General features: G+C 71.7%; 24 protein-coding genes. 16 read left to right on the top strand and 8 right to left on the bottom strand.

Features of this window, described 5'->3' with window-relative positions; genetic code table 11:
* Positions 1 to 49: 49 nt before the first annotated feature.
* The 3 genes from AADR41_RS17765 to AADR41_RS17755 all read left to right on the top strand — a co-directional run bounded on the left by AADR41_RS17765 (position 50) and on the right by AADR41_RS17755 (position 2307).
* On the top strand, positions 50 to 1318 hold the full coding sequence (locus AADR41_RS17765; protein WP_342282381.1) for an alpha/beta fold hydrolase: 1269 nt from the start codon (positions 50 to 52) through the stop codon (positions 1316 to 1318).
* Positions 1287 to 1817, top strand: a complete 531-nt coding sequence (gene tsaE / locus AADR41_RS17760; protein WP_342282380.1) for a tRNA (adenosine(37)-N6)-threonylcarbamoyltransferase complex ATPase subunit type 1 TsaE — start codon at positions 1287 to 1289, stop codon at positions 1815 to 1817. The genes AADR41_RS17765 and tsaE overlap by 32 nt, the downstream gene beginning before the upstream one ends.
* A 310-nt stretch (positions 1818 to 2127) precedes the next feature.
* The gene (locus tag AADR41_RS17755) at positions 2128 to 2307 is read left to right on the top strand and encodes a hypothetical protein (protein WP_342282379.1); all 180 of its coding nucleotides are present in this window, start codon (positions 2128 to 2130) and stop codon (positions 2305 to 2307) included.
* Positions 2308 to 2342: 35 nt separating this feature from the next.
* Here the strand turns inward: AADR41_RS17755 and AADR41_RS17750 are convergent, their stop codons facing one another.
* Entirely contained in the window at positions 2343 to 2903 is a 561-nt protein-coding gene (locus AADR41_RS17750; RefSeq protein WP_342282378.1) for a hypothetical protein, read from the bottom strand.
* A 154-nt stretch (positions 2904 to 3057) separates the two neighbouring features.
* Between AADR41_RS17750 and tsaB the strand changes: the two genes are divergently transcribed.
* Genes tsaB through AADR41_RS17730 form a run of 4 tightly spaced genes read left to right on the top strand, consistent with a single transcriptional unit; the run spans position 3058 to position 5622 of the window.
* A complete protein-coding gene (tsaB, locus tag AADR41_RS17745; protein WP_342282377.1) occupies positions 3058 to 3720 on the top strand; it encodes a tRNA (adenosine(37)-N6)-threonylcarbamoyltransferase complex dimerization subunit type 1 TsaB in 663 nt (220 codons plus the stop codon).
* Positions 3717 to 4232: a ribosomal protein S18-alanine N-acetyltransferase gene (gene rimI / locus AADR41_RS17740; RefSeq protein ID WP_342282376.1), complete on the top strand. Its 516-nt coding sequence runs from the start codon at positions 3717 to 3719 to the stop codon at positions 4230 to 4232. Before tsaB ends, rimI begins: the two co-directional genes overlap by 4 nt.
* Positions 4232 to 5338 (top strand): tRNA (adenosine(37)-N6)-threonylcarbamoyltransferase complex transferase subunit TsaD, encoded by a 1107-nt coding sequence (gene tsaD / locus AADR41_RS17735; RefSeq protein WP_342282375.1) that lies wholly within the window; start codon positions 4232 to 4234, stop codon positions 5336 to 5338. Before rimI ends, tsaD begins: the two co-directional genes overlap by 1 nt.
* Entirely contained in the window at positions 5335 to 5622 is a 288-nt protein-coding gene (locus AADR41_RS17730; RefSeq protein WP_342282374.1) for a hypothetical protein, read from the top strand. Before tsaD ends, AADR41_RS17730 begins: the two co-directional genes overlap by 4 nt.
* 41 nt (positions 5623 to 5663) lie before the next feature.
* Here AADR41_RS17730 and AADR41_RS17725 read toward each other — a convergent pair whose 3' ends face one another.
* Complete coding sequence (locus tag AADR41_RS17725) at positions 5664 to 6371, bottom strand: TetR/AcrR family transcriptional regulator (RefSeq protein ID WP_342282373.1); 708 nt, start codon at positions 6369 to 6371, stop codon at positions 5664 to 5666.
* Positions 6372 to 6460: 89 nt separating this feature from the next.
* Here AADR41_RS17725 and AADR41_RS17720 point away from each other — a divergent pair, with 89 nt between their 5' ends.
* The 6 genes from AADR41_RS17720 to AADR41_RS17695 all read left to right on the top strand — a co-directional run bounded on the left by AADR41_RS17720 (position 6461) and on the right by AADR41_RS17695 (position 11365).
* A complete protein-coding gene (locus AADR41_RS17720; protein ID WP_342282396.1) occupies positions 6461 to 8005 on the top strand; it encodes a DHA2 family efflux MFS transporter permease subunit in 1545 nt (514 codons plus the stop codon).
* Between the two features lie 41 nt (positions 8006 to 8046).
* Positions 8047 to 8412: a YciI family protein gene (locus tag AADR41_RS17715; RefSeq protein WP_342282372.1), complete on the top strand. Its 366-nt coding sequence runs from the start codon at positions 8047 to 8049 to the stop codon at positions 8410 to 8412.
* A gap of 46 nt (positions 8413 to 8458) precedes the next feature.
* Complete coding sequence (locus tag AADR41_RS17710) at positions 8459 to 9724, top strand: RNA polymerase sigma factor (RefSeq protein ID WP_342282371.1); 1266 nt, start codon at positions 8459 to 8461, stop codon at positions 9722 to 9724.
* 62 nt (positions 9725 to 9786) lie between these two features.
* The gene (locus tag AADR41_RS17705) at positions 9787 to 10251 is read left to right on the top strand and encodes a VOC family protein (protein ID WP_342282370.1); all 465 of its coding nucleotides are present in this window, start codon (positions 9787 to 9789) and stop codon (positions 10249 to 10251) included.
* A 32-nt stretch (positions 10252 to 10283) separates the two neighbouring features.
* Complete coding sequence (locus AADR41_RS17700) at positions 10284 to 10949, top strand: hypothetical protein (protein ID WP_342282369.1); 666 nt, start codon at positions 10284 to 10286, stop codon at positions 10947 to 10949.
* A gap of 50 nt (positions 10950 to 10999) precedes the next feature.
* A complete protein-coding gene (locus tag AADR41_RS17695) occupies positions 11000 to 11365 on the top strand; it encodes a hypothetical protein (RefSeq protein WP_342282368.1) in 366 nt (121 codons plus the stop codon).
* Between the two features lie 10 nt (positions 11366 to 11375).
* Here AADR41_RS17695 and AADR41_RS17690 read toward each other — a convergent pair whose 3' ends face one another.
* Positions 11376 to 12653, bottom strand: coding sequence for a class I SAM-dependent methyltransferase (locus AADR41_RS17690; RefSeq protein WP_342282367.1), 1278 nt, complete (start codon positions 12651 to 12653; stop codon positions 11376 to 11378).
* Positions 12654 to 12735: 82 nt separating this feature from the next.
* On the opposite strand from AADR41_RS17690, the gene AADR41_RS17685 reads away from it, so the two are divergent.
* The 3 genes from AADR41_RS17685 (at position 12736) to groL (ending at position 16272) form a co-directional block, all read left to right on the top strand.
* Complete coding sequence (locus AADR41_RS17685; RefSeq protein WP_446751066.1) at positions 12736 to 13803, top strand: polysaccharide deacetylase family protein; 1068 nt, start codon at positions 12736 to 12738, stop codon at positions 13801 to 13803.
* 435 nt (positions 13804 to 14238) lie between these two features.
* On the top strand, positions 14239 to 14547 hold the full coding sequence (gene groES, locus AADR41_RS17675; protein ID WP_124716902.1) for a co-chaperone GroES: 309 nt from the start codon (positions 14239 to 14241) through the stop codon (positions 14545 to 14547).
* 99 nt (positions 14548 to 14646) lie between these two features.
* Positions 14647 to 16272, top strand: coding sequence for a chaperonin GroEL (groL, locus tag AADR41_RS17670; RefSeq protein ID WP_342282366.1), 1626 nt, complete (start codon positions 14647 to 14649; stop codon positions 16270 to 16272).
* 111 nt (positions 16273 to 16383) lie between these two features.
* Here the strand turns inward: groL and AADR41_RS17665 are convergent, their stop codons facing one another.
* The 5 genes from AADR41_RS17665 to AADR41_RS17645 form a co-directional block, all read right to left on the bottom strand.
* Positions 16384 to 17412, bottom strand: a complete 1029-nt coding sequence (locus tag AADR41_RS17665) for a hydroxyacid dehydrogenase (RefSeq protein ID WP_342282365.1) — start codon at positions 17410 to 17412, stop codon at positions 16384 to 16386.
* 35 nt (positions 17413 to 17447) lie between these two features.
* Positions 17448 to 18302 carry a carbohydrate ABC transporter permease gene (locus AADR41_RS17660; protein WP_124716899.1) on the bottom strand — a complete coding sequence of 285 codons (855 nt, stop codon included), beginning with the start codon at positions 18300 to 18302 and terminating at the stop codon, positions 17448 to 17450.
* Positions 18299 to 19192: a carbohydrate ABC transporter permease gene (locus tag AADR41_RS17655; RefSeq protein WP_124716898.1), complete on the bottom strand. Its 894-nt coding sequence runs from the start codon at positions 19190 to 19192 to the stop codon at positions 18299 to 18301. Before AADR41_RS17655 ends, AADR41_RS17660 begins: the two co-directional genes overlap by 4 nt.
* The gene (locus AADR41_RS17650) at positions 19192 to 20520 is read right to left on the bottom strand and encodes an ABC transporter substrate-binding protein (RefSeq protein WP_342282364.1); all 1329 of its coding nucleotides are present in this window, start codon (positions 20518 to 20520) and stop codon (positions 19192 to 19194) included. Before AADR41_RS17650 ends, AADR41_RS17655 begins: the two co-directional genes overlap by 1 nt.
* A 105-nt stretch (positions 20521 to 20625) precedes the next feature.
* Entirely contained in the window at positions 20626 to 21780 is a 1155-nt protein-coding gene (locus tag AADR41_RS17645) for a substrate-binding domain-containing protein (RefSeq protein ID WP_342282363.1), read from the bottom strand.
* Positions 21781 to 21955 lie beyond the last annotated feature (175 nt).

Genomic DNA, 21955 nt, shown 5'->3' with positions numbered 1-21955 from the left:
ACGGACCGGCCCTGACCTGACGGATACGACCGACGAGGAGCGCGGCACGGTGAGCGAGATCGGTGCGGGGGACGCTGTGACGACGGCTGCTGCGGCGGTCGGCTGGCGCCGGGCAGGTCTCGCCGGCGCCGCCATAGGCGTGATCGCGGCGGGGGCGGCGGCCGGTGTCGCGGTCGAGCGGCTCACCGTCGGCCGGGGCATGCGCAGACGGGCCAGGCTGGCGCTGGACGCCACCGGGCCGTACGGCTCGCTGCGCGGGCTGCCGGGCCGGGCCGCGGCGGACGACGGCACCGAGCTGTACTACGAGGTCGACGAGGTCGAACCGGACGGCGGCACGGACACCGCCGACGGCGGCAGCGGCACCGGCTCCCATGCCGCCACGGGCACCGGCACCCGCCGCCGCAGGCTCTTCGGCCGCAAGGCCCCCGCACCGGTCACCGTCGTCTTCAGCCACGGCTACTGCCTCAGCCAGGACTCCTGGCACTTCCAGCGGGCGGCGCTGCGCGGCCTGGTCCGCACCGTCCACTGGGACCAGCGCAGCCACGGCCGCTCCGAGCGGGGCCGGGCCCAGGCGCAGGGCGTCCCCGTCGGCATCGACCAGCTCGGCCGCGATCTGATGGCCGTGATCGAAGCGGCCGCCCCCGAGGGGCGGCTGGTGCTCGTGGGGCACTCGATGGGCGGCATGACGATGATGGCGCTGGCCGACCAGTTCCCCGCGCTGATCCGGGACCGGGTCGCCGCCGTCGCCTTCGTCGGCACGTCGAGCGGGAAGCTCGGCGAGGTCGACTTCGGACTGCCGGTCGCGGGCGTGAACGCGGTGCGCCGGGTGCTGCCCGGGGTGCTCAGGGCGCTCGGCTCCCAGGCCGAGCTGGTGGAACGGGGCCGCCGGGCGACCGCCGATCTGTTCGCCGGGCTGATCAAGCGGTACTCGTTCGGTTCGCGGGACGTCGATCCGGCGGTCGAACGGTTCGCCGAGCGGCTCATCGAGTCCACCCCGATCGACGTGGTCGCCGAGTTCTACCCGGCCTTCACCGAGCACGACAAGAGCGGCGCGCTGCCCGCCTTCCGGGCCGCCCCGGTGCTGATCCTGGCGGGCGACAAGGACCTGGTGACGCCCAGCTCGCACAGCGAGACCATCGCGGACCAGCTCCCGGACGCGGAGCTGGTCATCGTCCCGGACGCCGGCCACCTGGTGATGCTGGAGCACCCCGAGACGGTCACGGACCGGCTGGCGGACCTGCTGGTACGCGTCGGTGCCGTGCCGGCAACGGCTAACGTTGGCGGACATGGAAGCACCGCACAACAGCCCGGCGACTGAGCTCGCCGAGGGCGCCGCGTCCGACGCCGTCACCCTGAACCTGGCCGTCGAGTCCCCCGAGCAGATGCAGGCGCTCGGCCGCCGGCTCGCCGGGATCCTGCTCCCCGGCGACCTCGTGATGCTCACCGGAGAGCTGGGCGCCGGGAAGACGACGCTGACCCGGGGCCTCGGTGAGGGCCTCGGCGTGCGCGGCGCGGTCACCTCCCCCACCTTCGTGATCGCCCGTGTCCACCCCTCGCTGACCGGCGGCCCGGCCCTGGTGCACGTGGACGCGTACCGCCTGGGCGGCGGGCTCGACGAGATGGAGGACCTGGACCTCGACGTGTCGCTGCCGGAGTCGGTGGTGGTCGTGGAGTGGGGCGACGGCAAGGTCGAGGAGCTGTCCGAGGACCGGCTCCAGGTGGTGATCGACCGCGCGGTCGGCGACACGGACGACGAGCGGCGCGAGGTGACGCTGATCGGGATCGGCGCGCGCTGGGCGGGGCTGCGCGAGTTCTAGGGCCTCTTGTCCGGATCATGCCGGGCTCGCGGTGCCCGGTGCCGCGCCCCGCCGTGTCGTCGTCGGTCACCGACGACCCGCGTCGGCTTCCTCCCATGCCCCGCGACGCGCGACGCCGGGCCCCGCTCCCGGATCCGGCCTGATCCGAACGGAGGACCCCGGGCCGTGTCCGGCGGATCCGGGCGGGGCCGGATTCCGACAGGCTGTCGGCAAATTGTTGCGCCGGGCGGCACGGGCGTGGTCACATGGATGACGAGAGCGGGTTAGGCCTGCCTAACCACGCCTTCCACCGGAGCCTCAGGAGGCATCCATGACGACGTCCGCCGAACGTGAAGTGCCGCCGCCGCCATCGATGAGAGACCTGCTGGCGGCCTGTGCCGCGGCCACGGCGGTCTCCACGCCGCCACCGTCCGCGGACCGGGACGACGAAGCCCCGGCCGCCGCTCCCGTACCCCGTCCCGGGGCCGGTCTCGAACGACGGGCGGGGTGACCCGGCAGGCCGGGTGAGCCGCCGGGCGGGGCGTCCTACGGGACGACGACCACCTTCGTGCCCACCATCGCGAAGTCCCACATGGCGTCCCCGTCGGCCCGGGACATCCGCACGCCACCCGTCTTCAGCGTCGGGTCCGGGCTCTCCATCGAGCCGTCCACCGCCGCGCTGAACCCGATGGCCACGTTGTCCACCACCGCGAACCGGACCACGTGCTCGATCATCACGCCGTCCGAGCCCTTGGTGGGGGCTCCCGAGCGCGGGGTGTTCACCTTGTAGGTGCCGGGGAGCGGATTCAGCGCGCTCGGCATGACCTCGAAGGTCCGGTCCACCTCCCCGTCCTCGTCGACGAGCCACACGTGGCGGTCCTCCAGCGCGTACACGACCCGCTTCCCGGTGCCGGAGCCCTTGGGGAGCGGGGCCGGGCGCGACTTCTCCTTCGGCTTCGCATGCTCCGTGGCGGTGGCGGAAGCCTTCGGTTTGGGGGCCGCGAGGTTGTCGGGAGCGTTCGCCGATGCCTGGAAGGCCAGGACGCCGACGGCGACGAGTGCCGCCGCAGTGAGCCCGGCCACGATTCCCGAGCTGCCCCTAGACACCGTGCGCGCCCCTTTCGCTTCCGCATGTCGTACAAGCGTTTAGCGTGTACGTCGTACCCGCCGTGTGCACGGTGACGGTAGCAGCCGGGGCCGGTCGGGCCGGGACGCCGTACGGGGCGCCGTACCCCCGTCGGCGGAGCCGTAGGCTGTTTGCGTGCTCTTGCTCGCCGTGGATACCGCCACCCCCGCCGTCACCGTCGCCCTGCACGACGGGACCTCCGTCGTCGCCGAGTCCGGGCAGGTCGACGCCCGAAGGCACGGGGAGCTGCTGCTGCCCGCCGTCGACCGGGTGCTCGCCGAGGCCGGGGTGAGACTCGACGCCGTGACCGGCGTGGTCGTCGGCGTCGGCCCCGGACCGTACACCGGGCTCCGGGTCGGTCTGGTCACCGCCGCGACCTTCGGCTCCGCCCTCTCCGTCCCCGTGCACGGGCTGTGCACCCTGGACGGCCTCGCGTACGCCGCGGGCCGGGCCGGGCTGGAGGGCCCGTTCGCCGTCGCGACGGACGCCCGCCGCAAGGAGGTCTACTGGGCGAGATACGAAGACCCGCGCACCCGGGTCGCCGGGCCCGCCGTCGACCGGCCCGCCGACATCGCCGAACGGCTCGCCGGGCTTCCCGTCGTCGGAGCGGGCGCGGTGCTCTACCCCGAGGCGTTCCCGGATGCCCGGGGACCCGAGCACGTCGGCGCCGGAGCGCTGGCCGCCCTCGCCGCCGAGCGGCTCGCCGCGGGCGCGGAACTGCTGCCGCCGCAGCCGCTCTACCTCCGCAGGCCCGACGCCCAGGTGCCGAAGAACTACAAGGTGGTCACTCCGAAGTGACGACCACGACTGCCGTTCTGCGCGAGATGCGCTGGTGGGACATCGATCCGGTGCTGGAGCTCGAACACGAGCTGTTCCCGGACGACGCCTGGTCGGCCGGCATGTTCTGGTCCGAGCTGGCGCACTCCCGCGGCCCCCGGGCCACCCGCCGCTATGTCGTCGCCGAGGACCCCGTCACCGGCCGGATCGTCGGCTACGCGGGCCTCGCCGCGGCCGGCGACCTCGCCGACGTACAGACGATCGGGGTCACCCGCGACCACTGGGGCGGCGGCCTCGGCTCGGTGCTCCTGACCGACCTGCTGAAGCACGCCACGGCCTTCGAGTGCGCCGAGGTGCTCCTCGAAGTCCGCGTCGACAACACCCGGGCCCAGAAGCTGTACGAACGCTTCGGCTTCGAACCGATCGGCTTCCGACGCGGCTACTACCAGCCGGGCAACATCGACGCACTCGTGATGCGCCTCCACGTACAGGAACACGTGCGAGAGCACGTACAGGGAACAGAGACTGACTGATGGCTGACGAACCGCTCGTACTCGGCATCGAGACCTCCTGCGACGAGACCGGCGTCGGCATCGTCCGGGGCACCACCCTGCTCGCCGACGCCGTCGCGTCCAGCGTCGACACCCACGCCCGCTTCGGCGGAGTCGTCCCGGAGATCGCCTCCCGCGCCCATCTGGAGGCGATGGTCCCCACCATCGAGCGCGCCCTGAAGGACGCCGGGATCAGCGCCCGCGACCTCGACGGCATCTCGGTCACCGCGGGCCCCGGCCTCGCGGGCGCGCTGCTGGTCGGCGTGTCGGCGGCGAAGGCGTACGCGTACGCGCTGAACAAGCCGCTCTACGGGGTGAACCACCTCGCCTCGCACATCTGCGTGGACCAGCTGGAGCACGGCCCGCTGCCCGAGCCGACGATGGCGCTGCTGGTCAGCGGCGGCCACTCCTCGCTGCTGCTCGCGCCGGACATCACCAACGACGTACGGCCGCTCGGCGCGACCATCGACGACGCGGCCGGCGAGGCCTTCGACAAGATCGCCCGGGTGCTGGACCTGGGCTTCCCCGGCGGCCCGGTCATCGACCGGCTGGCGAGGGAGGGCGACCCGGCCGCGATCGCGTTCCCGCGCGGACTCACCGGTTCGCGCGATGCCGCCTACGACTTCTCCTTCTCCGGCCTGAAGACCTCGGTGGCCCGCTGGATCGAGGCCAGGCGCGCGGCGGGCGAGGAGGTGCCGGTACGGGACGTGGCGGCGTCCTTCCAGGAGGCCGTGGTCGACGTGCTCACCCGCAAGGCCGTCCGGGCCTGCAAGGACGAGGGCGTCGACCACCTGATGATCGGCGGCGGGGTCGCGGCCAACTCGCGGCTGCGGGCGCTGGCCGAGGAGCGGTGCGAGCGGGCCGGCATCCGGCTGCGGGTGCCGCGCCCCGGGCTGTGCACCGACAACGGCGCGATGGTCGCGGCGCTGGGCGCGGAGATGGTCGCCCGCAACCGGCCCGCCTCGGACCTGGAGCTGTCCGCGGACTCCTCGCTGCCGGTCACCGACACCCACGTACCGGGCGCCCACGCGCACACCCACGACCACGACCACGTGCACGAGATCAGCAAGGACAACCTCTACTCATGAGCGGTACGACCGTCGCGCTGATGTGGGAGGCCCGTGCCGTGGCCGGCCGGGGCGCCGAACTCCTGGAGTGGGCGCGGGCCCGTTCGGCGGAGCAGGCCCGCGAGCCGCTCCGCCGCGAGCTGCTGCGCGCCCCGCAGGACCGGGTCCTGGTCATCACCTGGTGGGAGGGCGCCTACGGTGACGAGCTGCCCGAACTCCCCGAGCCGGACGCCGGGCTGATCACCCGTCCGGTGCACCGCTGGCGCTTCGAGTCGCTGGGGGACTTCGGACCCGCCGGGGGCTGATCGCCGGGGGACTCCCGGCCTGCCGGGGGCCGACCGGTCCCTCAGCCGGTGCCGGACCCCCGGCCCAGCAGACCCCGGATGATCGCGTCGAGTTCGTCCGTCACGTCGTAGTCGGCGGCGTACGCGCGCCAGTCGTCCTTGATCGCGGCGAGCCGGGGCAGCGCCGCCGTGTCCTGATCGGTCACCATCTCGGGGAAGAAGCGCCTGCTCGGCGGGGTCTGCGCGCGGCGTTCGACCGCCCGGCGGAATATCAGGTCGCCGTAGACGTAACTCCAGATCGTCCGGTACGCGCGTACCGCCTGGGCCGGGGAGAGGCCGCAGGCGAGCGCCGAGTCGATGATCTCCTCGACCATCCACAGCGCGTTCTTGTCGGTCAGCTCGCCCAGCGCCAGGATGTCCAGCACCCACGGGACCCGCTCCAGGATGCCGTGCATGTGCACGGCCACGGCCAGCAGCCGCTCGCGCGGGTCCTCGGGCAGTTCGGGGCGGGGGAAGGCGGCCGCGGTGCCCGACAGGGTGAGCATCAGCAGCTCGTCCTTGTCCTGCACGTAGTGGTAGAGCGCCATCGGCGTGGAGCCGAGCTCCTTCGCCACCCGCCGCATGCTCAGGGCGTCCACGCCCTCTTCCTCGATGATGCGGCGCGCGATGGAGACCATCGCCTCCGGGTCGAGCCTGCGCGGCCGCCCCACGGATCGTTTGGCAGGAGCCCGGTTCGCAGCCGGTGCCTGCTTCTTCTCTGTCCCTGACACCTGGACATTGTCTCGCGTGCCGCCCTGCCCGTGCCTTCCGGGGCCCTCCCGCGGCTAATTTCTATATGCGTACAATAATTATCGACCGGATGATCGCGGAGGAAGGGAAAGTCGTGGACGAACAGTCACGGCACACGCGTTGGCTGCTGGTGGTGGCCCTCGCCGTGCAGTTCATGGTGGCGTTGGACATGTCGGTGGTGAACGTCGCGCTGCCGGACATGCGAAGCGATCTGGGCTTCACGCCCCAGGGGCTGCTCTGGGTGGTGAACGCCTACGCGCTGGCCTTCGGCGGGCTGCTGATGCTCGGTGGACGGCTCGCCGATCTGCTCGGCAGCCGCCGGGTCCTGATGGTGGGCCTGGTGCTCTTCGGCGTGGCGAGCCTGGTCGGCGGGCTGGCCGGTTCGCCCGGCACCCTGATCGCGGCGCGGGCGGTGCAGGGGGTCGGGGCCGCCGCGCTCGCGCCGGTCGCCTTCGCGCTGATCGCCCTGGCCTTCCCGGCCGGTCCGGCCCGCTCCCGGGCCCTGGGGATGTGGGGCATGGCGGGCGCGGCGGGCGGCGCGGTCGGCGTGCTCGCGGGCGGGATGCTCACCGACGCGGCGGGCTGGCGCGCGGTGATGCTGGTGAACGTGCCGATCGTGGCCTTCGCGCTGGTGGGCGCCGTGCGCGCCGGACTGCCGGGCGACCGGGGCCGAACCGGCGGCCGGCTCGACGTCACGGGAGCGCTGCTGGCCACCACCGGTACGACGCTGCTGGTCCTCGGGATGGTCCGCACCTCGACCGACGCCTGGGGATCCTCCCGGACCCTGGGCACCCTCGGCGCCGCCGTACTGCTGCTGATCGCCTTCGTCGCCGTCGAACTGCGCACCAGCACTCCGCTGCTGCGCCCCGGGCTGCTGAAGGGGCGGCCGGTCCTGGCCGCGAATCTCTTCTGCCTGCTGCTCAGCTCCGGGCAGTTCGCCTCGTTCTACTTCGTCTCGCTCTACATGCAGCAGGTGCTCGGCTACGGGCCGACCGCCGCCGGTGTCTCCTTCCTGCCGTTCACGGCGGGCGTGGTGACCGGCTCGGTCATCGCCACCCGCACGGTCGCGACGTTCGGCACCGGACGGCTGCTCGCGCTCGGCGGCGTCCTGGCCGCGCTCGGCCTCGCCGGATTCGCCGCGACCGCCCGGGCCGACGGCAGCTTCCTGTACTCGATCCTCGGCCCGTCGCTGGTCTGCAGCGTCGGCGTCGGGATGTGCTTCGTACCGCTCGGCACGGCGGCCACGACCGATGTGGCGCCCGACGAGACGGGGATGGCCTCCGGGCTGCTGAACAGCGCCCGCCAGGTGGGCGGCTCGCTGGGGCTCGCGATGCTGGTCACCGTCGCCGCCCGGGTCACCGGCGACGGGCACCGCCCGGCCGACCTTGCGGCCGGGTACTCGGCGGCGTTCTGGGTCTGTGCCGGACTGCTCGTGGTGGCGGCGGCCGCGGCCCTGCTGCTGCTTCCGAAGACCTCGGCGCGGGGCGCCGAGGCCACCGCCGAGGCAGCCGCGGATGCCGTCCCGGATGCCGTTCCGGTGGCCGGTCAGGAAGATTCTCAGAAGAATTTCCAGGGACCTGTCGATCCGGCCCGGGCCCGTTCGACGCAAGGGTGAGAGACGGGGAGAGCCCCCGCCCTCCCGACCGAGGAGTCACCATGCCGCGCTTCATGTCGCTGATCCGCATCGACGAGCAGAACCCCTACGACGAGCCCGACCCCGGGTTCGAGGCCCGGATGGGTGTGCTGTTCGAGGAGATCACCAAGGCCGGCGTCATGCTGGAGACGGCCGGGCTCACCCCGACCTCCCAGGGTTCCAGGGTCACCTGGTCCGGCGGGAAGCTCAGCCAGACCGACGGACCCTTCACCGAGACCAAGGAGGTCGTCGGCGGCTACGCCATCCTCCAGGCCAAGGACATGGCCGAGGCCCTGGAATGGACCCGGCGCTTCCTGCGGATCCACCCGGAGAGCTGGACCGTGACCTCCGAGGTCCGCCGGATCGACGAGGCCACCACGGGCCCCTGACCGGCCCGCTTGCCCCGCCCCGGCGCGGCTGCTGTGATGAGTGATCATGACGGCAGCAAGTCCGGAAGCGGCGGTCGAAGCGGTCTTCAGGATCGAGTCGGCGCGGATCGTCGCAGGTGTCACCCGCATCGTGCGGGACGTCGGCATCGCCGAGGAGCTCGCGCAGGACGCCCTGGTGGCCGCATTGGAACAGTGGCCGGAGTCAGGTGTCCCGGACCGGCCGGGGGCCTGGCTCATGGCCACCGCCAGACACCGCGCGATCGACCTCGTACGCCGCAGGGAGACGTACGCGCGCAAGCTCGCCGAGGTGGGGCGGTCCCTGGCGGACGTGCCGCCGCCCGAGCCCGCCGGGACGGACGACATCGACGACGACCTGCTCCGGCTGATCTTCACCGCCTGCCACCCGGTGCTCTCCACCGAGGCCCGGATCGCCCTCACCCTGCGGCTGCTCGGCGGCCTCACCACCGAGGAGATCGCCCGCGCCTTCCTGGCCCCGGAACCGACCGTCGCCCAGCGCATCGTCCGGGCGAAACGGACCCTGGGCCGCGCGGGCGTCCCCTTCGAGGTGCCCACCGGTCCGGAGCGCGCCGCCCGCCTCGGTTCCGTGCTCGAAGTCATCTACCTGATCTTCAACGAGGGCTACGCGGCCACCACGGGCGACGACTGGCTGCGCCCGGCGCTCTGCGAGGACGCGTTGCGGCTGGCCCGGGTGCTGGCCGGGCTGATGGAGCGGGAGCCCGAGGTCCACGGCCTGGCGGCGCTGCTGGAGCTCCAGGCCTCGCGCACCGTCGCCAGGACCGGGCCGGACGGTGCGCCGGTGCTGCTCGCCGACCAGAACCGGGCCCGCTGGGACCGCCTGCTGATCCGGCGCGGGGTCGCTGCCCTGGAGCGGGCCGTGGCGGCGACCGGTCAGGGGGCCGGGCTCGGTCCGTACACCGTGCAGGCCGCGATCGCCGCCTGTCACGCGCGCGCCGCGACGTACCGGGACACCGACTGGACCACCATCGCCGCCCTCTACGACCGCCTCGCCGCGATCACGCCGTCCCCGGTGGTCGAGCTGAACCGGGCCGTGGCCGTCTCGATGGCGCGCGGCCCGGCCGCCGGCCTCGCCCTGGTCGACGCCCTGGCCGGCGAACCGGCGCTCCGGGACTACCACCTGCTGCCCAGTGTGCGCGGGGACCTGCTGGCCAGGTCGGGACGTACGGACGAGGCCCGGGCGGAGTTCCTGCGGGCGGCCGGGCTGACCCGCAACGAACGGGAACGGGCGATGCTCCTGGAGCGCGCCGGGCATCCGGCCCGCGACGGCCGATGAGTTCCGGCCACCGCACGGGTCCACCCTCCACGGCTTTCCGCACCACCCGGCAGGAGCGGACCATGCGGAAGACCACCACCTTCCTCCGGTTCGGCACCCGGGCGGCGCAAGCGGCGAACTACTGCGTGTCCGTCTTCGGCGGCGACTCGGCAGTGCTCGGGACGACGTACTGCAAGGACGCGGCGCCGGGGCGGGCAGGATCGGTGCTGACCGTTCGGTTCCGGCTGGCCGGCCAGGAGTACGCCGCGCTCAGCGGCGGCCCGCAGTTCCCCTTCACCGAGGCGGTCTCGCTCTGCGTGGACTGTGCCACGCAGGAGGAGGCGGACACCCCGTGGGCCGAGTTCACCGCCGAGGGCGAGGAGGGGCGGTGCGGCCGGCTCAAGGACAAGTACGGCCTGTCCTGGCAGCTCGTGCCCCACGGCTTCGACGAGGTGCTGTCCGACCCGGACCCGGCCAGGGCGGAACGGGCCGTGAAGGCGATGACGGGCATGCGGAAGCTGTACATCGAGGCACTGCGCAACGCCTGAACCGCGCCCGCGCGGTCGGTAGGGTCGTGCCCATGTCTCGCCGAGCACAACTGCCGCCGCCACCACCGCCCGTGGAAATACGTTCCTGGCCCGACCGGGAGGCCATGCTCACCGACCGGGCCGCGGTGCTCGGGGAGTTGGTGAGGGCCCATGTCGCGCCGGGGCGGCTGGCGATGCTCTGGCTGTGGGGCGCGATCTGCGCGCTCGGCTGGCTCCTGGTGGGCACCGCGCTCATCACCTTCGAGGAGTCCTACGACGTCATCAGCGCCGGGGTCGGCGTGATCATCGCCGCCATGGGGGTCGGCTGCATGGTGCCGGCGGTCGTGCTCGTCGTCGTCGGCCTGCGCCGCGACCGCAGGATCCGCCGACTGCTCGACGCCTGGGGCGGGTTGGACCGCGATCCGGCACGCGACGCGGCGCTGCGGATGCCGGGCGCCGGCACCGCCTGGCTGGTGCTGTCCTTCCTGCTGTGCGCGGTCGGGCTGGTCACCTGCTTCGTGGTCCCGGCGGCCGCCACCGCGGAGCGGGACAGCTACGGCCTGGTCGCCCTGACCATGGGGCTCGGGCTGGTCGCCTGGATCGTCGGACTGATCGGCGTCGTCAAGGCGTTCGCCCACCGCCGCTGGGTGCGGCGGGTGCTGATCGGAGCGCCCGCTCCGGAGCCGCTGATCTCCGTCGGGGGCGGTGCCCACCGCTGACCGCGGACCTATCCTGACGGGACCGGTGAGTCACGCAGGGGGAGGCCGACATGGAGTGGTACTGGTGGGTGCTCATCATCTTCTGGACGGGCGGCTTCGGATGGGTCGTCGACAACGTCCGTACGGCGCTGCGCAATCGGCACACCCGCAAGCTGGAACTGATCGAGGCGGCCCGGCAGGAGCGGCTGGCCCTGGAATCGGCCGGTCGGCCGCCGGAGCCCGTCTGCGGCTGCACGCACCACCTCGCCAAGCACGACAAGCAGGGCAAGTGCCACGAGCGGATCGAGGTGCCGACGGCCTGGGACGAGGCCAAGAAGCCGGTCCGCTTCGAGTCCGGGCAGTGCAACTGCCAGCAGTACGTGGGGCCTGAGCCGCTTTCACAGGTGTACGCCCCGGACCTGACCGACCTCGCCTGACGCCCGCCGGTCAGGCCGGTCCGGCGAGCGGGTGGCCGATCAGCATCGTCGGTGCGCCGGCCACCCGGGTCAGGAAGACCGTCGCGGAGTTGGGCCCCTGGAGCTTCATCCTGCGGCGCAGCTCCTCCGGTTCGACCGCCGAGCCGCGCTTCTTGACGGTCAGTACGCCCACCTTCCGCTCGCGCAGCAGCGCCTTCAGCCTCTTCATGCTGAAGGGCAGCTGGTCGGTGATCTCGTACCCGGAGGTGTACGGGGACTCGTACCGCTCGTCGCCGGTGATGTACGCGATCGTCCCGTCGATCAGCCGGCCGTCGCACCGGGCCACGAGGTCGGCGACCAGATGGGCGCGGATGACGGCGCCGTCCGGTTCGTACAGATAGCGGCCGACCGGGCCGACCGGCGGGGCGGGCAGCGGGGCCGCGGACCACAGGCCGGCCCCGGCCGGGAGCACGGTGGCGCGGAACGAACCGGCCGCGAAGCCCTCGCCGAACCAGAGCACCGCCTCCTTCACGTCGCCGCCGTCCGAGATCCACTCGGCCTCGGCCTGCGCCGGGATCGCCTCGTGCGGGATGCCCGGGGCGATCTTCAGGGCCGCGCGGGGGGCCGCGAGCGCGGCACCGGTCGCCCAGGAGAGCGGCGGGGAGTACGCCTCGGGGTCGAAGATCCGGCCCCTGCCGCCGCGCCGGGCCGGGTCGACGAAGACCGCGTCGTACGGCGAGGTGTCGATGTCGGCGACATCGGCGCACCGCACCTCGATCAGACCGTCCAGGCCCAGCGCGGCGGCGTTGGCGCGGGCCACCTCGGCGGTCAGCGGGTCGCGGTCGACGGCGAGGACGGACACGCCCGCCCGCGCGAGCGCGATCGCGTCGCCCCCGATCCCGCAGCACAGGTCGGCGAGGCTCCGCACCCCGCCCGCCGCGAAACGCCGCGCGCGATGGGTGGCCACCGACGTGCGGGTCGCCTGCTCGACGCCGTTCGGCGTGAAGAACATCCGGTACGCGTCCTCGGCGCCGAACTTCGCCACCGCCCGCTGCCGCAGCCGCGCCTGTCCCAGCGCCGCCGAGACCAGCGGGGCCGGGTGGGAGCGGCGCAGCCGGGTGGCGGTGGCGAGTTCCCGGGAGGGGTCGTACGACCGCAGCTCGGCCAGCAGCCCGGCGCCCTCGGGGGTGAGCAGGGCGTGGAAGGCGGCAATGGGGTCTGCCTCGCCCGAGCTCGGGGGAGGGCCGGGGTCGTCGGACCGGTCGTCGGCGGGCGGGTCGTTCGGGGCGAGAGCGTTCACCCGCCCCATTGTGAGCCAGCCGGGTAGACCGCCGGGCCGGGCGGCGGTGTCGGACCGGGAGGCCGTTCCCGGGCTGGCAGTATGCGGCGCCATGCAGCTTGTACGACAAAACGAAAAAAACACTATGAAGCGGAGCGGATCGGTCATGCCCCGGTCCGGGCACGGCCGGGGCTCCGGCGCGCACCGGCCCGCCTGCGCCGTGCTGGCCGCACTCCTGGTCGCCGCGGTCGGCTCCGGCTGCGCCTCCGGGTCCGGCGGGCAGCCGGGCGACACCGAGCACCGGGACCGGCCGCTGGCCGGGAACCCGGGCTCGAACCCGGAGCTGAGCCCCACCGTGAGCCCCGGCGTCAACCCCGGCGCCGGGCACCCGGGCGGTCCCGGGCGGCGCGCGGGCCGGGACCGGACACCCGGTGGAACCCATGAGAACGCGCAGCTCAGCCCCGCCGTGCGGGCGACGCTCGCCAAGAAGTGGGGGCTGGACAGGACGCCGCTGATCGCACCGCGGCCCCCCGCCGTGAAGCTGCGCGTCACCACCCGCGAGGGGTTCGAGGTGGAGGGGGGCGACGACTCGCTGCCGCCGGTCTTCACCACCGTCCCGACCAAGGACCGGGTCGTCTTCCTGACGATGGACGACGGCTCCGAGAAGGACCCCGAGCTGTTGCGGATGATGGACGAGCTGGACATCCCGTACAGCGCGTTCCTCAGCGACTACGAGGTGAGCGACGACTACGGGTACTTCGGCGAGGCGCAGCGGCTGGGCGTCGGCATCAACAACCACACGCTCAACCACCCCTACCTGCCCGGGCTCTCCTACGCGGAGCAGGAGCGCGAGATCTGCGGCGAGCAGGAGATCATCGAGAAGCGGTTCGGCAAGCGGCCCGCCCTCTTCCGCCCGCCGTACGGCAACTACAACGGGGACACCCTCCGCATCGCGAAGTCCTGCGGGATCAAGGCCGTGCCCCTCTGGAACGCCGAGGCGTTCCCGGACCACATGGAGTGGCGCGAGGAGGACGAGGACCTGCACCCGGGCGACATCATCCTCACCCACTTCCGGGGCCGCGGTGAATGGGACGGCAGCATGACCGACCTGGTCCGGGCCGTCATGAAGACCGTCACGGACCGGGGTTACGCCGTGGCCCGGCTGGAGGACTACGTATGAGAAGGGCGCACCGGCTGCTGGCCGGACTGCTGGTGGCCGGTGCGCTCCTCACCACCACCGGCTGCGCGCAGTCGGTGGATCCGATCGAACGGCTGGGCCGCAAGGCCGCGCAGAAGGTGAGCCGTCCGTCGCGGACGCCGGCGGCGGGCCCGCCCGCGCGGCCGTGCGGAACGGTCCGGCCCGCCCGTACGTTGCCCCCGTGTTGTCCGGACTGTTGTCCGCATCGCGCCCCGGCGGTGACGCCACGACCGTCCGAATTGGCACTCCGCTTGACCGAGTGCTAATCCCGGTCATAGTCTCGGTGCTGGCACTCACCACTGGAGAGTGCCAGCAGTACTGCGCGACTGGCAGGTCCGGCACCCGCGACGACGGATCGACCTGGTCGCCACTCCAAGACTGTTACCCCGTGAGATCTCCGAAGGGGGAGACCGGATCGTGTCGACCGCCAGCACCAAGGTTGCGATCAAGCCGCTTGAGGACCGCATTGTGGTCCAGCCGCTCGACGCCGAGCAGACCACGGCCTCCGGCCTGGTCATTCCGGACACCGCCAAGGAGAAGCCCCAGGAGGGCGTCGTCCTGGCCGTGGGCCCGGGCCGCTTCGAGAACGGCGAGCGCCTTCCGCTCGACGTCAAGACCGGCGACGTCGTGCTGTACAGCAAGTACGGCGGCACCGAGGTGAAGTACAACGGCGAGGAGTACCTCGTCCTCTCGGCCCGCGACGTGCTCGCGATCGTCGAGAAGTAATTCACCCACGTTTGCTTCTGTTCTGCGCCCCTGGCCCCCTGCGAATAACCAGCCGGGCGGTCGGGGGCGCAGTTCGTTCGAGAGGAAAGCTCAGCTCCCATGGCGAAGATCCTGAAGTTCGACGAGGACGCCCGTCGCGCCCTTGAGCGCGGCGTCAACAAGCTTGCCGACACGGTCAAGGTGACGATCGGCCCCAAGGGCCGCAACGTCGTCATCGACAAGAAGTTCGGCGCTCCCACCATCACCAACGACGGTGTCACCATCGCGCGCGAGGTCGAGCTCGACGACCCGTACGAGAACCTCGGTGCCCAGCTGGTGAAGGAGGTGGCGACCAAGACCAACGACGTCGCGGGTGACGGTACGACCACCGCGACCGTGCTGGCCCAGGCGCTCGTCCGCGAGGGTCTGCGCAACGTCGCCGCCGGTGCTTCCCCGGCCGCCCTGAAGAAGGGCATCGACGCCGCGGTCAAGGCCGTGTCCGAGGAGCTCCTCGCGACCGCCCGGCCGATCGACGACAAGACCGACATCGCCGCCGTGGCCGCGCTCTCCGCGCAGGACCCGCAGGTCGGCGAGCTCATCGCGGACGCGATGGACAAGGTCGGCAAGGACGGTGTCATCACCGTCGAGGAGTCCAACACCTTCGGTCTGGACCTCGACTTCACCGAGGGCATGGCCTTCGACAAGGGCTACCTGTCCCCGTACATGGTGACCGACCAGGAGCGTATGGAGGCCGTCCTCGACGACCCGTACATCCTGATCCACCAGGGCAAGATCGGCTCGATCCAGGAGCTGCTCCCGCTGCTGGAGAAGGTCATCCAGGCCGGTGGCTCCAAGCCGCTGCTGATCATCGCCGAGGACGTCGAGGGCGAGGCGCTGTCGACCCTCGTCGTCAACAAGATCCGTGGCACCTTCAACGCCGTCGCGGTGAAGGCCCCGGGCTTCGGCGACCGCCGCAAGGCCATGCTCGGCGACATCGCCACCCTCACCGGTGCGACCGTCATCGCCGAGGAGGTCGGCCTCAAGCTCGACCAGGCCGGTCTGGACGTGCTGGGCACCGCCCGCCGCGTCACCGTCTCCAAGGACGACACCACGATCGTGGACGGCGGCGGCGAGCCCGGCGACGTCAAGGGCCGGGTCAACCAGATCAAGGCCGAGATCGACGTCACCGACTCCGACTGGGACCGCGAGAAGCTCCAGGAGCGCCTCGCGAAGCTGGCCGGCGGCGTGTGCGTGATCCGCGTCGGTGCCGCCACCGAGGTGGAGCTCAAGGAGAAGAAGCACCGTCTGGAGGACGCCATCTCCGCGACCCGCGCCGCGGTCGAGGAGGGCATCGTCTCCGGTGGTGGCTCCGCTCTGGTCCACGCCGTCAAGGTCCTTGAGGGCAACCTCGACAAGACCGGCGACGAGGCCACCGGTGTCGCGGTCGTGCGCCGCGCCGCCGTCGAGCCGCTGCGCTGGATCGCCGAGAACGCCGGCCTTGAGGGCTACGTCATCACCTCGAAGGTCTCCGAGCTCGACAAGGGCCAGGGCTTCAACGCCGCGACCGGCGAGTACGGCGACCTGGTGAAGGCCGGCGTCATCGACCCGGTCAAGGTCACCCGCTCCGCGCTGGAGAACGCCGCGTCCATCGCGTCGCTGCTGCTCACGACCGAGACCCTGGTCGTCGAGAAGCCGGCCGAGGAAGAGGCCGAGGCCGGCCACGGCGGCCACGGTCACTCGCACTGACGCGTAGCCGCTGAGGGCTCCTGGCTCCCGGAGGGCCGACAGCCGAAGAAGGCCCCCTGTCCCACCGCCGAGCGGTGGGACAGGGGGCCTTCCGGTGTTCCGGAGCGCGCTTCAGGCCGAGTGGCTCAGGCTTCCGGAGTGCACCGGGTCCGCGAAGGGCAGGCCGGCCGCGAACCGCTCCAGCTCGTCCAGCGCCTGGTCCGCCATCCGGTGCAGCTCGTCGCCCAGCGAACCCGCGACGTGCGGGGTGAGCAGCACGTTCGGCAGGGTGTACAACGGCGAGTCGGTGGGCGGCAGTTCGGGGTCCGTCACGTCCAGGACCGCCTGGAGGCGCCCGGCCGTCAGCTCGGGGAGCAGCGCGCCCTCGTCGATCAGCGAACCGCGTGCCGTGTTGATCAGCGTCGTCCCGGGCGCCATCGCGGCCAGCTGCGCCGCGCCGATCAGGTGGTGGGTCTCCGGCAGCTGGGGCGCGTGCACCGAGACGACGGAGCTGCTCGCGCACAGCTCGTCGAGGGAGGTGAGCCGTACCCCGAGCCGGGCCGCCTCCGCGTCGTCCACGTACGGGTCGTACAGCAGCACGTCCAGGTCGAAGGGGCGCAGCAGCTCGATCACGCGCCGGCCGATCCGGGAGGCGCCGACGATGCCGACGGTACGGCGGTAGTTGCCGGTCCCGTCGAGTTCCGCGAGCCAGTCGTGGTCGGCGCGCAGCTCGCGGTAGCGGTCCGCGGAGCGCAGTATCCGCTTGCCGGCGAACAGGATCGCGGCGAGGGTGAATTCGGCGACCGGCAGGGCGTTGGCCCCGGCCGCCGATGTGACGGTGATGCCGCGCTCCCAGCAGGCTTCGGTGATGTGGTGCTTCACGGAACCCGCGGCGTGCACCACGGCCCGCAGCCGGGGCGCGGCGGCCAGTACTTCGGCGGTGAGCGGTGTCGCGCCCCAGCAGGTGAACAGCACCTCGGCCTCGGCGAGCGCGGCGGCCACCTCGGGCGTCGGGTCGGCCAGGTCGTGGGCGACGAAGGCCGGGTCGGTACGGGTGAGGGCGGCCAGCCGGGTGCGGTGGCGGTCGGCGAGGAGGCGGTCGGCGATGCCGGGCCCCATCGCGAGCAGGGCCGTCGGCCGGTTGTCAGTGGCGTGGGGCATGGTGGAACTCGTACTCCTCAGGGCTCGCGGTGAGGTCACTTGACGCTGCCGGCGGTCAGTCCGGCCTTCCAGTGCCGCTGCAGCGAGACGAAGGCGACGATCAGGGGGATGACGGCGAGGAGCGACCCGGTGACGACGAGCGGGTAGAAGCTCGGCTCGCCGTGGGTGTTGGTGTTCCAGGAGTACAGACCGAGGCTCAGCGGGAAGAGCTTGCGGTCCGAGAGCATCACGAGGGGGAGGAAGAAGTTGTTCCAGATCGCGGTGAACTGGAAGAGGAAGACCGTCACGAAGCCCGGCATGACCATGCGCAGTCCGATGGACCAGAAGACGCGCAGCTCGCCGGCTCCGTCGATACGGGCGGCCTCCAGGGCCTCGTTCGGTATGTAGCCGGTGCTGAACACCCGGGCGAGATACACGCCGAACGGGTTGACCAGTACCGGGATCAGCACGGACCAGTAGGTGTTGACCAGGCCGGTCTTGGAGGCCAGGAGATACATCGGCAGGGCGAGCGCCGTGGTGGGCACCAGCACGCCCATCAGCACGAGGCCGAACAGCTTCTCCTTGCCCCGGAACTCGTACTTGTCGAAGGCGTATCCCGCGGCGACGCAGATCAGCGAGCAGACGATCGCCCCGCCGCCCGCGTACATGAGGCTGTTGAGGTACCAGCGGAAGTAGATTCCGTCGCCGTAGGAGGCCAGGTTCGACAGGTTCTCGCCGAGGTTGAAGCCCTCGAAGGAGAAGGCGTTGCCCGCGAGCAGACCGCCGGTGTCCTTCGTGGCGGCGGTGACCAGCCAGACGAGGGGGAAGAGCATGTAGACGACGGCGAGCACGAGAAAGCCGTTGACGGCGGTCTTCGACATCCAGCGGCTGCGGGAGGCGGGGGAGTTCATGCTTTCTTGCCCTTCCGGCCGGTGAAGCGGGTGACGACGAAGGACAGCAGCGCGGCCGTGAGCGCCAGCAGGATGGAGGCGGCCGCGGCGAGACCGTAGTCGTTGCGCTCGAAGGCCGCGGTGTACGCGTACATGTTCGGCGTCCAGGTGGAGGTGACGGCGGAGCCGGTCCCCTTGTTGAGGATCAGCGGCTCGGTGAACAGCTGGAGCGAGCCGATGACCGTGAACAGCGCGACCATCACGACGGAGGCGCGGATCAGCGGAACCTTGATGCTGAGCGCGACGCGCCAGGCTCCGGCCCCGTCGACCGTCGCCGCTTCGAGCACGGAGCGGTCGATCGCCTGCAACGCGGCATAGAAGATCACCATGTTGTAGCCGAGCCACTCCCACAGGGCGATGTTGACGATGGAGGGAAGGGCGCCTTCGGGGGAGAAGAAGTCGAAGCCGATCCCGCCGGACTCCATGGCGCTGACCACCGGGCTGAGCTGCGGTGTGTAGAGGTACACCCAGATCAGCGCGGCGATGATGCCGGGCACGGCGTGCGGCAGGAAGAGCGCGAGCTGGAAGAACCGGCGGGCGCGGGCCAGCGCGGAGTCCAGCAGCAGGGCGAGGGCGAGGGCCCCGATGAGCAGCAGCGGAATGTAGAACAGGCAGTATCCGAGGAGTACGCCGAAGCCCTCGCGGAACGCCCGGTCGCCCAGGGCCGCCGTGTAGTTGTCGAGTCCGCTGAACACGGTCTCGGTGCCGCCGAAGCCCAGGCCGGACTGCTTCTCGGTGAACAGGCTGAGCCAGACCGCGTAACCGATCGGCAGCAGCATGGCCACGGTGAACAGTACGAAGAAGGGCCCCAGCAGGATGGCGGCGGCTCTGGTCGTCCGGGCGCGCTTCATCAGCCTGCGTCCTCGACCTTCAGTCCGCGCTTCTTCAGCTCGGCGACCGTGGCGTCGTGCCCGGCCTTCACGGCGTCCTTGATGGTGGTGCCACCGCTGGCGACCTTGCCGAACTGGTCCTTCATGGTGGTGTTCGTGGTGCCGGTGGTCGGGCCCCAGTTCCAGTTCTGGCCGATCGACGTCGCGGCGCCCTCGAAGACCTGGTAGATGTCCTCGCCGCCGTAGAAGCCGGCGTCGAAGGACTTCTTGGCCACCGGGCGCAGGTCAGCCGCGGCCGGGAAGGCGCTCGAAGTGCCGGACTCGATGCGGGCCTTGATGCCGTCCTCGGTGGTCGACATCCAGGTGGCGAACTCGACCGCGGCCTTCGCCTTCTTGCTGGTCTTGGTCACCGCGAAGGTGGAGCCGCCGAGCATGCCGCTGGCGGGCTTGCCGTCCCAGCTGGGCATCGGGGCGACGGCCCACTTGCCGCTCTGCTCGGGCAGCGTGCCCTTGAGGACACCCGCGCCCCAGGCGGCGCCGAGGTAACCGACCGTGCCGCCGTTCTTGAGGGAGTTGGTCCACTCGGGGCTGAACGAGGCGTTGGCGCGGATCAGGTCGTCGTCGAGCAGACCCTGCCAGTAGTCGGCGACCTTGTTGGTGGCCGCGTCGGCGGTGCTGACCTTCCAGGTGTCGCCCTCGGGCTTGTACCACTGGGCGCCGGCCTGCCAGGCCATCGCCTGGAACGTGGTCGGGTCGTCGGGGAAGAAGGTGCCGATCCGGGCCTTCTTGTCGGCCTTCTTGACCTTCTCGGCGGCCTTGCGGAACTCGTCCCAGGTCTTGGGGACCTCGACGCCGTACTTCTCGAACAGGTCCTTGCGGTAGTAGAAGGACTGCGGCGAGGCGTCGAACGGAACGGCCCAGTTCTTGCCGCCGAGCGTCGTCAGTTCGACCGCCTGCGGCAGCAGCTTCTTGCGGATGTCCTCGGTGAAGTACTCACCGATGTCCTGGAGCGCGCCCTGGCTGACGTACTCCGGAAGCTGCGGGTACTCGATGGAGACCAGGTCGGGCGCGTTGCCGGCCTTGACCGCGTTGGAGATCTTGGCGTAGCCGCCCGCGTTGCCGGACGGGATCTCCTCGTACACCACCTTGATGTTCTTGTGCGAGGCGTTGAACGCGTCAACGACCTCCTTGGACCCCTTGGCCCAGCCCCAGAAGGTGATGCTGACGGGCTTGCCGTCGGTTCCGGTGGCTGCGGAGTCGTCGTCGCCGCCGCCACAGGCCGTGAGAAGGGCGAGGGCGGTGGCGGTGCCGACAACGGCGAGGGACGTTCTGCTCGGACTGCGGCTCACAGCGAGGCTCCTGAACTGGCGGCGACATTGGCGTTGGCCGTGATCCTTGGACCAGTCGTGACCGAAGTCAAGAGCGAAAGATCGATTGATCGAAAAAAGATCAGATTAGTTATGTTCGGACGTACGTGGGATACCCTGCGGAATCGGGCACGGAAGCGGCGAAAACGCCTGGCCGAGGCGCGCCCCGCACGATTCCCTGACCCTCAGCTGCGGCAGCAGCGTCAGATGGCGCCGGGGAGCGCCCTCGCTCTGTCCCAGCCGTTCCACCAGCAGCTCCGTGGCGTGCCGGCCCACCTCGCGCTTGGGCGGCGCCACCGCGGTGAGCGGGGTGTCCGCGAGGGCCGCCACCTCGTCGTCGTAGGCGATCAGGGCCAGGTCCTGCGGCACCCGCACGCCCAGTTCGGCCAGGCGCTGCACCACCTGGATCGCGTCCACGTCGTTGTGGATCAGGGCCGCCGTGGCCACCCCCGAGAGCACCGCCTCGCGCAGCGCCTGCACGGCCTCCTCGAAGGCGTCCGGGGCGAGTTCGGCCGGTACGGAATCGATCACGTCCTGCGGCGCGCGCAGCCCGAGCACATCCAGCGCCTCCCGGTACCCGGACCGCACCGCGACGGCGGTCGGGGAGTCCGCGCGGGCCATCAGCAGCGGTGCCCCGTGTCCGAGGTCCACCAGGTGGCGCACCGCCAGCAGCACGCCGTGCGCGTGGTCCGAGCAGACCCGGTCCAGGCCGTCCAGCGGGGAGCCCGCGGTGGGCCTGCGCTCCAGCAGGACGGTCGGCACGGGCAGCGAGGTGATCCAGTCGCCGAACGCGGCGGGGTCGCCCGGGTCCTGCCAGCCGGGCGCGACCAGCAGCCCCTCGGCGCCCGCGGAGAGCAGGCCCTCGGTGCGGGCGTGGTCCTCCTGCGGCCGGTAGTCGGAGATCCGCAGTATCAGTCTGGCCCCGGCCTTCGCGGCGGCCTCGTGGGCACCGCGGATGACCTCGGCGAAGTAGTAGGTCGACGAGGGCGCGAGCATGCCGAGGACCAGCCCGCCGCCGCCCGCCCCGGGACCGGCTGCGGCGCCCGGGGCGGCTTCCTGCGGCCAGGACACCGAACCGTGGACCCGGTCGAGCAGGCCGCGGCCGGCCAGCTCCTCCACGTCCCGGCGCGCCGTGACGGGCGAGACGCCCAGCAGCGAGGCCAGGTCCGAGACCCGGGCCGAACCCCGTTCCCGTACCAGCCCGAGCAGGCGGTCATGACGTTCAGCAGCACTTTCGCGCACGGCGGCAGTCCCCTCGCAGTGTGGTGGCCCCGGCCCCCGGTCCGGCCGGCGCCGGGGCCCTTCTTCCGACCCTAGACCAACGTGATCGAACGATGGGAGTTTCGATCATTCAAACGCAATCCATTGACGTTCGATCAATCCAAGTCCAGGATTCCCGGCGATGCGGACTCGTCCC

The organism is Streptomyces sp. CLV115 (assembly GCF_038448545.1).
GTDB classification, from domain to species: Bacteria; Actinomycetota; Actinomycetes; order Streptomycetales; family Streptomycetaceae; genus Streptomyces; species Streptomyces sanglieri.
Note: the sequence above shows the minus strand (reverse complement) of the source record. Positions and strands in the feature narration are given on the sequence as shown.